Below are 12,212 nucleotides of genomic sequence, written 5' to 3'. Positions count from 1 at the left end.
CCGTGATTGCCATAGAGTATCAAGCGTAGTGGGGGAGGTGATCGATGAGTTTATCCAGGGTGATCGGATAATCTCGGACACGCACGCCGGTTGCGTTGTAAATCGCGTTGGCAATTGCGGCGGCGGCACCGGAAATACCTAATTCGCCCACGCCCTTCGCTTTGAGCGGTGTCGCATACGGGTCTACCTCATCGAGAAAGATAACCTCCTGATGGGGAATGTCGGCGTGTACCGGCACCTCGTAACCTGCAAGGTCGTGATTGACGAAAAAGCCCAGTCGATGGTCGACGACCATTTCCTCCATAAGCGCGGCTCCCGCTCCCATGGTCATGCCACCGATGATCTGGCTTCGAGCGGTTTTGGGGTTGAGGATTCTTCCAGCCGCGCACACTGCCAGCTGACGACGGATGCGAATTTCGCCAGTGGCAGCGTTTACGCCGACCTCGACAAAATGGGCACCGAAGGTCTGTTGTGAGTATTGCTTCGCAAGGTCGCCATACTCCATGAGGTCTTCGCCATGAAGGTCTCCATGGGCTGCGGCCTGAGCGAGTGCAACCCGTTTTTCGCCCTCGCGTACCTCACCCTCTGTAAATTCGGCTTTTTGGGGGTCGAAGCCGAGCTTTTCGGCGACCGCATCCCTGAGTTTGAGGCAGGCTGCATAGACGCCTGCCGTGGACGACGCAGCACCCCATTGCCCGCCTGAACCTGCCGATTCGGGAAAGCGAGAGTCACCTAGGTGGACCACAACTTGGCCAACACCAACGCCCATCATCTCGGCAGCCGTCTGAGCGATGATCGTGTAGGTACCCGTACCGATGTCGGTCATATCCGTTTCGACGGTTATGATGCCCTGTCGATCCAGGCGGACACGCGCAGCCGATTTGCTTGTCGGCGCCCCCCGTATGGCAGACGCCATACCCATCCCAACCCACCATCCGTCTCGTAGCACTTTACCTGGTGCTGCGCTTCGCCTGCTCCATTCAAAGTGCTCCGCGCCCTTGCTTAGGCACTCTACAAGCTGACGTTTCGAGAAAGGCCTTGTTGGCTGCTCGGGATCGACCTGGGTGTCGTTCATGATTCGAAATTTGACGGGGTCAATGCCGAGTCTTTCAGCCATCTCATCCATGGCAATTTCGAGCGCCATCATTCCCGGCGCCTCACCGGGTGCCCGCATGGCATTGCCCTCGGCCAGGTCGAGAACGGCCAGTTTCAAGCGAGTCATACGATTTGCCCCGGCATACAGCGCGCGAGTCGATGCGGTTGCCGGTTCGGTACGTCCACCGTCCAGGTTACCCGACCAGCTTTCATGCCCTATTGCCGTGATGGTGCCATCGCGTTGGGCGCCAATCCGGATCCGTTGAATGGTTGCTGGCCGATGGGTCAAGTTGTTGAACATGAGCGGTCTGGGTAACGCTACTTTCACTGGCCGTCCAGCTTCGCGTGCAGCAAGGGAGGCGAGTACCGCATCACAGAGGATGGTGCCCTTGCCCCCGAACCCACCGCCTATATAGGGCGAAATCAAATGAACCTTATCCTTCGCTATACCTAGCGTCTTCGCCAGATCGCGAACGCCCCAGTTCATCTGCTGGATCGAAGTCCAGAGGGTCAGTCGATCACCTTGCCATTGCGCGATAGTGGCGTGCGGTTCCATCATCGCGTGGGCGTGGTCGGGTGTAGAGTAGGTCTCGTCAACCGTCACTGGTGCTGCCTTGAAAGCCCCTTCGAAGTCGCCAACAAGCGTTTGCGCGGGTGGTCCGAACGCCGCTGGCGGTGGCGTCCGAGCCGAGTCCTTCGCAGCGGCCAGCTCGAAGGTTCCGGCTTCACGGACGTAATACACGCGAAGCAACGCAGAGGCAGCCCGGGCTTGCTCGAATGTTTCAGCCACGACAATGGCCACAGCCTGGTGATAATGATCGACCCTTGGCCCTGCCAACGCCCGGCTTACATAAAATTCGCCTCTAGCGAGCTTTCCCGCGTTCTCGTAGGTAACGATGGCAATAACGCCCGAGGCTTGTCTCGCTTGCGTCGAGTCGATTGACGAAATCCGCCCTTTGCCTATTGCTGCGCCTACGACATAGCCATAAGCCGGATTGGTAACTGCTGCGTTCTGTTCATAGGCATAGGTCGCGGTTCCAGTCGTCTTGAGCTTGCCGTCGATTCTGTCGGTAGGCTTTCCAATCACTTTCAACTGGTCGATAGGGTTGATGGTTGCTGGCGTATCGAATTTCATGGGCCGGGTTCCCCGTCAGGCGCGCAGGCAGAGCGGTTGGCTTATGGGCTGCTTCAGTAGGCGGCTTGAGCTAACGCCATCGAGATAGTGCGCTGCGCAAGTTTTACCTTGAACGAGTTCTGAGCAGTGGGGCGTGCCTCTGCGAGCAGTTCGTTCGCCATCGCTTCTCCGCCTTCGGGAAGCAGGGCTTCTGCTTTCTCGTTGCGCCACGGCTTATAGGCAACTCCGCCCAGTGCGACGCGACCGGTTTTGTCCGGCTGCACTATGGCTGCGACGGAGACCAGCGCAAACGCGTAGGACGCACGGTCACGGACCTTGTAGTAAATGTGCTTGCCGCCAACGGGCTTCGGTAGAACCACTGAAGTGATCAACTCGCCCGCAGCCAGTGTGGTCTCCAGATGAGGCGTTTCTCCGGGCGCCCGGTACAAGTCAGTCAATGGAAACGACCTGGCTTGACCATTTGGAGTCAATGTTTCCACCGTTGCCCCCAGCACCTGCATGGCCACCGCCATATCGCTCGGGTGGCTGGCAATGCAGGTGTCGCTGACCCCGATGATGGCCTGCTGACGGCTGACGCCACCGATCGCTGCGCAACCAGTACCGGGGCGCCGTTTGTTGCAGGGCTGATGGGTGTCGTAGAAATAGGGGCAGCGGGTGCGCTGCAGGAGATTTCCTGCCGTCGTGGCTTTGTTACGAAGTTGGCCTGAGGCTCCAGCGAGTAGCGCTTTTGACAGCACCGCGTAGTCTCTACGAATCTCTGCAGCTGCGGCCAGATCGGTATTTCGTACCAAGGCTCCGATTCTGAGTCCACCATCCTGGGCAGGGGTGATCGTATCGAAAGCCAGGCCGTTCACATCGATCAGGTGCTCGGGCGCTTCAATTTCCAGCTTCATCAAATCGAGCAGATTGGTGCCACCGGCAATAAACCGCGCGCCCGGCGTATGCGCGGCAGCTGCGACGGCGTTTTCAGGGGAGGTTGCGCGCTCATAGGTGAAAGACTTCATACCGCGCCCCCAGCGACTTCCTGAATGGCATCGATGATGTTCGAGTAAGCACCGCAGCGGCAGAGGTTACCGCTCATGCGTTCACGCATTTCGGCAGCCGTGTATTGCATCGGCGCGATCAGATCCTCCGTGACATGGCTAGGGATGCCGGCCTTGATTTCCTCAAGCATCGCAACGGCTGAGCAAATTTGCCCGGGTGTGCAATACCCGCACTGATACCCATCATGCTTCACGAATGCAGCCTGCATCGGGTGTGGATGATCCGGGGTGCCCAGGCCCTCGATAGTGGTGATGCTGTCACCCTCGTGCATGATCGCGAGGGTGAGACAGGTGTTAATCCGTCGGCCTTCGACAATGGCTGTGCAGGCGCCACACTGGCCGTGGTCGCAACCCTTTTTCGTACCCGTCAGGTGCAGGCGCTCACGAAAAACATCCAGCAGCGTTGTCCGGTTGTCCACATCGAGCGTGTAGCGCCGGCCGTTGAGCGTAAACGTCACTTGCGAGCTGGCTGGAGCCTTTGCAGAAGAATGGCTGACGGTTGCCGCTTGCGAATTGTCGGCTGACGCTAGAGCGGCCGTGATTGCTGTGCCGGCTGTGCTTACCAGGACTTGCCGTCGGGACAGCTTGAATCCGTTTTCGGGAGGGTTTTGAGGGTTCAAGTCCACATCTCCTTTCGCAAATTTGCGTTGCTACAGGGGCGAAATGACGCGGTACTACACCACCGCCACTTGAGATCACACGCACGGTGCGTGCTAACGAATCGTACGAGCGATGAGCGTAAGTGATGGGACCCTCGGCGATAATGGCCTCAGGCAGAATGCAATCATGAGCCGGGCTCAGTAATAGCCCCTCAAAAGAGGGTGGGAGGGTCAAGTATTGAGCAGCCGCCACTGACCGGGGGACACCTTTTCCCACTGCCGGAACGCCCGATAGTAAGAGTTGACGTCCTCGTAACCGAGCAAATACGCCACTTCTTTCAGCTCGAGGGCCGTGTTCGCCAGCAGATGAAAGCCCACTTGGCGCCGGGCCTCGTTGAGCATCGCATTGAACGATGTGCCCTCCGAGGCCAAGCGTCGTTGCAACGTACGCTCGCTCTGCAACAGTTCTCGGGCGAGGTACCGCAAACTTGGCCGTCCGTCCCCTAACGCTTTTTTCAGCGCTTCGATTACCTGCTCGCGGAATCCAACGGGGCTTTCTATCTCCCTCATTGCGGCAGTCAGGCCGGGCGCCATCATGTCCATCACTTCCGGATTGTGCTCCAGAAACGGTAGATCAAGGTCGGCGGCGCTCACCGTCAATTCATCATGAGCTGCCCCATAGTGAATGGGGCAAGCGAAATAGCTCGAGTGAGTTTCCAGGGTGTGCGCCGGTCGTCTCAAGCTCAACGCCACAGGTTTGATGTGTTTACCGGTGCCTCGTCGACCGAGCTCCAGTACCAACGCGAAAGAGGCCTCGACCGAGAGATAGGGCGCCGGCCCTGTGCCAGAAGGCCACTCAATGGTGAATGACACCTTGCCTTGGCGCTCTTCGATGCGAATCTGGTCGGGGCTGCATAGACGCTTGAAGCGTGAAAGCCTTGCAAGCCCATCGCGAAAGCTGGCCGCGTATAACGCTGCCAGAAATGCCAGTTTATGTTTCGAACTGGGCGTATCGCGGACCATCCTGATCGCGAACGCGGGGTCTGCGGAAAGTGCCTCAATGGCGTTCCAAACGGCAAAGAGCTGATGCGTGCTGACAACAGCGGCTTCGTTCAGGTGAAGGTCATGGGGCAGTTGGGCGTGCCGCTGAATCAATGATGGGGCCAACCCCAGTTGCTCTATCGATTGCCAGAAAACCCGGGGCAATTTACACCGCTCGGCGCTGGTGTGAAGGTGCGACATTTATATGCTCCGAACCGCAGGTGAGCGGCAATGCGTGATGCGACGCCCCACAGATGGCGCGTTTGGCGAGTATTCTGGCGTACACCGCCGAAGGGGTAGTGCAGCTTCGCCCTTACCATTGTTATCGACCAACCGAGCCAGGAGGGGCTCTCGATGACAATGACGTTTTATACCAACCCCAATTCTCGCGGCCGCATGGTGCGCTGGATGCTCGAAGAAATCGGCTGCGCGTATGAGTCGGTCGTTCTGGATTACCAGCCGACCAGCCAGGCTGATCGGTGGGGCGGTGCTGCGCTGGCAGTGCCAACGGTGGATAACGCAGATGATCCACGCGTCGTTTTTTTTCGCGACGTGAACCCGATAGGGAAGGTTCCTGCCCTCGTGCATAACGGGCAAACCATAACAGAAACTGCCGCCATCTGTGCGTACCTGGCGGACGCCTTCCCCGCGGCCGAATTGGCGCCTGCAGCGGCAAAACGAGCGGCCTACTACCGCTGGTTATTTTTTGCCGCGGGGCCCCTGGAACAGGCTGTTACCAATCACCGTGCTGGCTTTAACCCGAAGCCGGAGCAGGAGTTTTTCTTCGGTTACGGAAGCTACGAGCGTACCGTTGACCAACTTGAGCGCGCGGTGTTGGCGCATCCGTTTATTGCCGGAGAGCGCTTCACTGCTGCCGACGTCTATGTTGGCTCCCACATCGGGTGGGGTTTGGGGCTGCAAACCCTGCCGCACAGGCCTGCGTTTCTCGCTTACGCCGAGAAGTTGATGAGCCGTGATGCCTATAAGCGGGCAGTGGCGAAGGATGAAGCGCTATTGGGCGCGAAGGGCTGAGACACGCATGAAACCTGATTTCACCACCCGGTTGCTGATCGACGCGGGCATCGGAAAAGGCATGCGAGTAATGGACGTGGGCTGCGGTTCGGGCGATGTGACTTTTCTGTTGTGCGATCTGGTGGGAAAAGAAGGAGAGGTCGTTGGCGTCGATCATGACGCTTCAGCCATAGCCATTGCACGCCAGCGAACCGCGGCACACGACCAGCCCTCAGCCACATTTCTGCAATACGAACTACAGGCCCTGCCGGACTCGATCGGTACGTTTGACGCCATTGTCGGGCGACGCGTCCTGATGTATCAGAAAGATCCGGTGGCAACGGTCCGTACGCTGTCGAAGTATTTGCGCCCCCGTGGCGTCGTGCTCTTTCAGGAACACGATACGACGATGGTGCCTGCAAGCCTGGCGCCTTTCCCTTTGCATAAGAAAGCGCAAACCTGGCTACAGGAAATGATCGCTCGTGAAGGGGCAGACCTGCACATCGGTTTCAACCTGCATGGCATTTTTACGCAGGCAGGCTTGACCGTGGAAAGCGTGCGGGCCGAATGCGTGCTCCAAACGCCCGATACGCCTTACGCCCTAGGCAACATTGTGCGTGCCTGCCTGCCGCGAATCGTTGCACTGGGAGTAGCCAGTGCAAGCGAAGTCGACATTGAAACGCTGCAAGAGCGGCTGGATCAGGAGCGTTCAGCCTCTTCAGGTGTGTACATCGGCGATGTGATGTTCGGCAGCTGGGCGCGAAAGGTTTGACGTTCAAATGCCAAGCGCGGCTTGGCTGCTTCGTCTTTGTCATAACCACCGGCAAAAAAAATCGAACCACCGCTTGAATCGTTCGGTGGCTTCTCTTCCGTAAAAGAGGTTCGGCCAAATCATGCTGATGCCCAGTGATAAAAACACCATCGCACCCAGCCAAGCGTGAATACCCAGCATAACAATGGCTAATATCCAGAACGCCGCCGCAATCAGAACGAAGGGCCAGCGTGCCTCGTTTTTCCCCGGGTAGCGGTCAGTCATCTGGCCTTCCTGAAAGCTTCCAAACATCATTATTCGGGGATAGTACAGCGTGACTATGCGTGTCTGATATCGAGAGTACTTCGACCTACCTGATAAAGAGATGAGCAAGTGAACATTCATATAGGCCTGCTAAGGTCATAAGCTCATCCATTCAAAGGCTAAACCCTCGTGATGACTTCCAATAGCGCGTCTGCGAGCACTCATACCGTCAGAACTGGCCCCGGCACTGTCCAGGTCGACCTCACTGGCGAGTTTGACGACAACCAGAGCATCGTGATCCAACCCGATGGCAAGATTCTGCTGGGTGGGTATACCGAATACCTGGCATGGGGTTACCCCGGCGCGCCTGGCGAAGAAAGCTACGGCTACGAGCAGAACCATTCAGTCATCCGCCTGAACGCAGACGGTAGCCTGGATACCGGCTTTCATGAGGGTGGCGTCGACATCGTTCCCGCTGCGATTGCCCCGGCGTCGCGCTCCGAAGTGACGGCGGTGCAGCCTGATGGCAAGGTACTCATTGCCATAGATGAACCCGCCTGGGATGGTGGTGTGCAAATGGAGCGCTTCAACAGCGACGGGACCCGCGACCTAACATTTGGCAAGAACGGTACTATTACTGTTGACACTGGCGCTTATTTCGTAGGGATGGAGCTGAAGGTCGGTACAGATGGCACTTCCCTGCTCAGCGTCCGCGGATTCGACGAAGCGGAAGTAATCAAGATTGCCAATGACGGCACTCTGGTTGACAGCTTTGGCGACAAGGGCATCCTGACCCTGCCTATTCCTATCGACGACTACTACTACACCGAAGAGATTTCCACTGCGGTGCAAGCCGATGGCAGTGTTGTGTACGGAGGTTCGTACAGCCCTCTGCTCCTTGCGGATCCTCTGTTTATCCTCAAGCGCTTCAATCCTGACGGTCAGGTGGATACCCGTTTCGGTGAGAATGGCCGGCTCTTTCTCACCCCAAGCATGGGGTTCGGCGACGACTCGGTGCTTGCCGTGCAGGAGGATGGCAAGATCATCCTGATGGGCCATGGTGACAGCGACACCAGGGCCACCGTGGCGCGCTTCAATACGGACGGTTCCTACGACAACAGTTTCGGCGACAACGGCAAAGTAACCTTCGAGACCGACGCGCCGATGGCGCTGACCGTACAAGCCGATGGCAAGATCCTCGCCACGGGTACTACCGACGGTGATTTCAGCATCGTGCGCTTCAATACCGACGGCAGCCTGGATACCAGCTTCGGTAGCCCGGACGGCAAGCTGCATATCGACGGCTACACGGGCGAAGAAATCCTCAAGGGCACCGATGCGGCCGAGGTGATTCATGGCCTGGCGGGCGACGACGTGCTCCAGGGCAATGGCGGCCGCGACCTGCTGCAAGGCGGCGCTGGCGCAGACATCTTCCGCTTCACCGCACTCAGCGACAGCTACCGCACCGCGTCCCAGAACGGCAGCGACCGCATCCAGGACTTCGACGCTGCCCAGGACCGTATCGACCTGATCGGCCTGGGGTTCACCGGCATCGGCGATGGCCATGACGGCACCCTGGCCGTGCAAGCCAGTGCCGACGGCAACCGTACTTACCTCAAAAGCTACGACGCCGATGCCTCCGGCCAACGCTTCGAACTGGCCCTGGACGGCAACCTGGTAGGCCAATTGAACAGCGAAAACCTGGTGTTCACCCCGGCGACCGTTGAGGGTACCTCGGGCAAAGACACGATTACGGGCTCTGCCCTGTCGGAAATCCTCTACGGGCTGGGCGGCAATGACCGGATCAATGGCGGCGCTGGTGCGGATGTCATCATCGGCGGCGCTGGCGCCGACCGCCTCGACGGTGGAGACAGAGCCGACATCTCTTTGTGGACCGACAACCACCAGAACGACGACGTGTTCCGCTACACCTCCACCGACGACAGCTACCGCACGGGAAGCCAGAGCTTCGTCGACCTGATCGACCACTTGACGGTGGACGACAAGATCGATGTGGCGCAGCTGGGTTATACCGGCTTCGGCGACGGCACCGGCACCACGCTTAAAGTGGCCTACAACAGCAACCTGGACCGTACCTACCTGCAGGATGTTGAAGCAGACGCACAGGGCCACAAGTTTCAGATCGCGATCAGTGGTGACTGGAGAGAGAGCCTGGATGAGCGCAACGTGGTGTTTGCGGGGGGCGATCAGGTTGGGTTGATAGGGGTGGCGGAGGAGGTTGATCAGGGGCATGTGTTGGGCTGACAGGAACTAGCGGCCTGGAGCCGAATTCGCGGCGACCGACACCGCGCACGTGGCCGAGCCGGAGCGGCTTGGCCACCCACGCCGCGGAACTGGCCCGGCTGCAGGCGCAGGTGAGCCGCCAGGCTGGAGCTGCGAATGATATCCATGGCCGAATAGTCCAGCCTGGCAAGCTCATGCAGTCCGGAAGTTACCCTGCCTCGCCGAATCCGGGAGGGGCTGGAACTTAACGCTCCCGAGCCGGCCACTTTCTTCGGAGGTGACTAGCGAGGCTACATTGACTACCCAAGCATTCAACAAACGCCTGAGAGGAGTCACTTGGCGGTAAGCCAACCCGCGAGCCAGCGAGTGACATAAGGCATGATTGCGAACGTCACTAGCCCGACGATGCAGAACGTAATGATCAGGTTGCTCGCAACCACCCCGCCCAGGGCAGGGTGCTGCTGGAACAAGGGGCTCCAGAGCTGGGGGATGACCATGGACAATGGCGCGATCACCACATAGCTCAGTACCGCCTGTTTCCATTTGGGCGGCTGGCTTTTGTCAGCATGCGTAGGGGTGAACCAGAACTCTGGGTCGTTGCTCACCTCAGGCGCGTCGATGTCTTGCAGCAAGGGCGTGACCTCGACGATGAGTGAACGCCTCACCGATGAGTTGACCCAAGCCTGCAGTTTTTCTGCCTTGGCAAAACGAACCACAGTGGTGAAGGTGTGATCCTCTTCGGTAGGGCGTATGACATTCACACCCAGGTGACCGTCTTGTGACATGGCGGTGCGAACGGATCGCTTTAGCCATTCTTCATAGGTGTGAAGGGCATCGGGACGTACCTTATGGCGAACGACGAGGGTCACGATGTCCGTCAGGGGAGCGGGGCTGGCCATGTTTGTTTTCCTTGGAATATAGCGGTGCTCGAGGCAGCGACACCCGGCGGTGAAATATTGAATGCCTGTGCTGGTAATCAGCGGGATCGGTGCGGTTGGGGCTACGAGTAACCCCATTGCGTGTTCAGCCTTTCATTTGGCCGTCAATGCCGCGTAGCTGTTCATGAGGTTGCGGTAGTTGGGGATGCGCTGCGACAACAGGTTGCCCAGGCCCTCGATGTCGTTGCGCCAGTCGCGGTGCAGCTCGCAGGCCACACTGAACCAGTTCATCAGCTGGGCGCCAGCGGCGGACATGCGGGCCCAGGATGCCTGCTGAACGGTTTCGTTGAAGGTGCCCGATGCATCGGTGACCACGAACACATCGAAGCCTTCAGCCAGTGCGGACAGGGTGGGGAAGGCGACGCACACGTCAGTCACCACGCCAGCAATGATCAGCTGCTTGCGGCCGGTGGCCTTGATCGCCTTGACGAAGTCCTCGTTGTCCCACGCATTGATCTGGCCAGGGCGTGGAATGTAGGGCGCGTCGGGGAACATTTCCTTCAGCTCCGGAACCAGCGGCCCGTTCGGGCCCTGCTCGAAGCTGGTGGTCAGGATGGTGGGCAGCCCGAAGAACTTGCCGCAATCGGCCAGGGCCAGCACGTTGTTCTTGAACTCGTTCGGCGAGAAATCCTGTACCAGCGAGATAAGGCCCGTCTGGTGGTCAACCAGCAGCAGTACGGCGTCGTTTTTGTTCAGGCGGTTGTAGGTAGGCATCAGGGCATTCCTTTGAGTGAAGGGTGTTCAAATTGGGGTATGGCAACCGAGTGGAAGTACGTCGCCGGTGCATGTGAGCCAATGTACTTAGCGACAGCTATCGAAACAATCAGGCGATGTAGAATCTGTTTGTTTCTAAATAAGGGACAACGGTGCCGCTTAACGGCGGACGTCGATTAACCAGAGCTGCCGATGTTGTTGTGTATTGTTCGGGGATGATGGGTCGCATACTCAACCACGCGACATTCAAGATGCGATGCGCTAGCAGGCCCCAGGAGCGATGATGAAAGAAGAATTACACAGCTACGACCCGGCGGAGGGGCTCACAGACCTTGAGTCCATTGAGGTCTTTCTGGTCGACGCCTTCGAAAGCGGCGATGCTGATTACATTACCAAGGCGCTGGCCATCGTTTGCAGCGCCAAGGGCCGGAGTGAGATTGCCAGTGAAACGGGCCTGCCCCTGACGCTTCTGGGTGAAAGTCTGGAAAAGGGGAACCCCACCCTTCGCACCCTTCTAGACGTCACCCGGGCGCTGGGCCTTGATCTGACCATCCGTCCCCAACGGCTTCAAGAAGCTGGAAGTGCGTGACGCCAATTGCATGCTACGGGCATGCATTTTGGATGGGCGCTTTCGACCCAAAGCGGACCGTGGCGAAAGGCGATCCAGCTGTGGTTTTCTCGAAGGTGATTGGAAAACTAGCGGGACAAGGTCTTGTGAGCCAGCGACCTCACGCCATCTCGGGCGTTGAGAGGGCTGGATTTACGGCAGTCTAAACAAGTCACGTCTTACCTCTAAGGCTATAGCCGCATAGCCCTTTTTCGTGCCTTTCTTCGTCACCGAATAGTCCTGATGAGCTGATACATCCTCCCACCTGTCCACGGTTTCCAGCTCGCGGTGTGTGATGTCCGTATCAAGCTCAAACGCAATGAATCGTCCTGTTTGTGTGAGCAGTAGACCGAACAGGCGGGGCATTCCGGGAAAATCGACATTTAGTTCGAGGATGATGGTTTTTGACCAGCATATTCCTTGGCTCTCGGCGTACTTGGCCAAGCTAACAGGAATGCCCTGCTCACGCCAAAAGTTGGCGGTCAGCGCGATTTCATGTGCAACAATCGCGATCTGCTCTTGCACATTCAGTTGCCGCTTCTTCAACCGCCTGTCGATATCCAAAACAAGTCCTCGGTAAATCTCAGTCCAGCAATGGTGACCTGATTATGCCAAACATGTCGATTTGGACTATTCATTATCCTTCCCGAGCGATAGCTTCGCACGTTACCCCCTGTCCACTACCGTTTCGCCAGAGGCGCTCGGCGTGCTCGCCTTAATGGTGAGCCAATGACTGCTTTGGGTCGGATAGCGACAGCCGTACCTCCACT

12 protein-coding genes are annotated in these 12,212 nt (G+C 58.1%); 4 read left to right on the top strand and 8 right to left on the bottom strand.

What is annotated here, in order from left to right; translation table 11 throughout:
- Positions 1 to 19: 19 nt before the first annotated feature.
- The 4 genes from paoC to LG385_RS13410 all read right to left on the bottom strand — a co-directional run bounded on the left by paoC (position 20) and on the right by LG385_RS13410 (position 5,114).
- Positions 20 to 2,230: an aldehyde oxidoreductase molybdenum-binding subunit PaoC gene (paoC, locus tag LG385_RS13425; protein ID WP_225774701.1), complete on the bottom strand. Its 2,211-nt coding sequence runs from the start codon at positions 2,228 to 2,230 to the stop codon at positions 20 to 22.
- 53 nt (positions 2,231 to 2,283) lie between these two features.
- Positions 2,284 to 3,234 carry an FAD binding domain-containing protein gene (locus tag LG385_RS13420; protein WP_225774700.1) on the bottom strand — a complete coding sequence of 317 codons (951 nt, stop codon included), beginning with the start codon at positions 3,232 to 3,234 and terminating at the stop codon, positions 2,284 to 2,286.
- Complete coding sequence (gene paoA / locus LG385_RS13415) at positions 3,231 to 3,893, bottom strand: aldehyde dehydrogenase iron-sulfur subunit PaoA (RefSeq protein WP_225774699.1); 663 nt, start codon at positions 3,891 to 3,893, stop codon at positions 3,231 to 3,233. Before paoA ends, LG385_RS13420 begins: the two co-directional genes overlap by 4 nt.
- 210 nt (positions 3,894 to 4,103) lie before the next feature.
- Positions 4,104 to 5,114: an AraC family transcriptional regulator gene (locus tag LG385_RS13410; protein ID WP_225774698.1), complete on the bottom strand. Its 1,011-nt coding sequence runs from the start codon at positions 5,112 to 5,114 to the stop codon at positions 4,104 to 4,106.
- Positions 5,115 to 5,267: 153 nt separating this feature from the next.
- On the opposite strand from LG385_RS13410, the gene LG385_RS13405 reads away from it, so the two are divergent.
- Together LG385_RS13405 and LG385_RS13400 are read left to right on the top strand one after the other, a co-directional pair.
- Positions 5,268 to 5,945 carry a glutathione S-transferase family protein gene (locus tag LG385_RS13405; RefSeq protein ID WP_225774697.1) on the top strand — a complete coding sequence of 226 codons (678 nt, stop codon included), beginning with the start codon at positions 5,268 to 5,270 and terminating at the stop codon, positions 5,943 to 5,945.
- A 7-nt stretch (positions 5,946 to 5,952) separates the two neighbouring features.
- Positions 5,953 to 6,696 (top strand): methyltransferase domain-containing protein, encoded by a 744-nt coding sequence (locus LG385_RS13400; protein WP_263974695.1) that lies wholly within the window; start codon positions 5,953 to 5,955, stop codon positions 6,694 to 6,696.
- A gap of 39 nt (positions 6,697 to 6,735) precedes the next feature.
- On the opposite strand, the gene LG385_RS13395 is transcribed toward LG385_RS13400, so the two are convergent.
- Positions 6,736 to 6,960: a hypothetical protein gene (locus tag LG385_RS13395; RefSeq protein WP_225774695.1), complete on the bottom strand. Its 225-nt coding sequence runs from the start codon at positions 6,958 to 6,960 to the stop codon at positions 6,736 to 6,738.
- Positions 6,961 to 7,131: 171 nt separating this feature from the next.
- On the opposite strand from LG385_RS13395, the gene LG385_RS13390 reads away from it, so the two are divergent.
- On the top strand, positions 7,132 to 9,204 hold the full coding sequence (locus LG385_RS13390; RefSeq protein WP_225774694.1) for a calcium-binding protein: 2,073 nt from the start codon (positions 7,132 to 7,134) through the stop codon (positions 9,202 to 9,204).
- Positions 9,205 to 9,515: 311 nt separating this feature from the next.
- On the opposite strand, the gene LG385_RS13385 is transcribed toward LG385_RS13390, so the two are convergent.
- Both LG385_RS13385 and ycaC read right to left on the bottom strand, forming a co-directional pair.
- Positions 9,516 to 10,082 carry an antibiotic biosynthesis monooxygenase gene (locus LG385_RS13385; RefSeq protein ID WP_181116080.1) on the bottom strand — a complete coding sequence of 189 codons (567 nt, stop codon included), beginning with the start codon at positions 10,080 to 10,082 and terminating at the stop codon, positions 9,516 to 9,518.
- A 132-nt stretch (positions 10,083 to 10,214) separates the two neighbouring features.
- A complete protein-coding gene (ycaC, locus tag LG385_RS13380) occupies positions 10,215 to 10,835 on the bottom strand; it encodes an isochorismate family cysteine hydrolase YcaC (RefSeq protein ID WP_413247326.1) in 621 nt (206 codons plus the stop codon).
- A 283-nt stretch (positions 10,836 to 11,118) separates the two neighbouring features.
- Between ycaC and LG385_RS13375 the strand changes: the two genes are divergently transcribed.
- Entirely contained in the window at positions 11,119 to 11,424 is a 306-nt protein-coding gene (locus tag LG385_RS13375) for an addiction module antidote protein (protein ID WP_225774693.1), read from the top strand.
- Positions 11,425 to 11,595: 171 nt separating this feature from the next.
- Here LG385_RS13375 and LG385_RS13370 read toward each other — a convergent pair whose 3' ends face one another.
- Positions 11,596 to 12,006: a hypothetical protein gene (locus tag LG385_RS13370; protein WP_225774692.1), complete on the bottom strand. Its 411-nt coding sequence runs from the start codon at positions 12,004 to 12,006 to the stop codon at positions 11,596 to 11,598.
- Between the last annotated feature and the right edge of the window lie 206 nt (positions 12,007 to 12,212).

This window comes from Pseudomonas sp. Marseille-Q5115 (assembly GCF_916618905.1).
Lineage (GTDB): Bacteria > Pseudomonadota > Gammaproteobacteria > Pseudomonadales > Pseudomonadaceae > Aquipseudomonas > Aquipseudomonas japonica_A.
The sequence above is the reverse complement of the archived record's forward strand: the minus strand, read 5'-3'. Positions and strand labels throughout refer to the sequence as shown.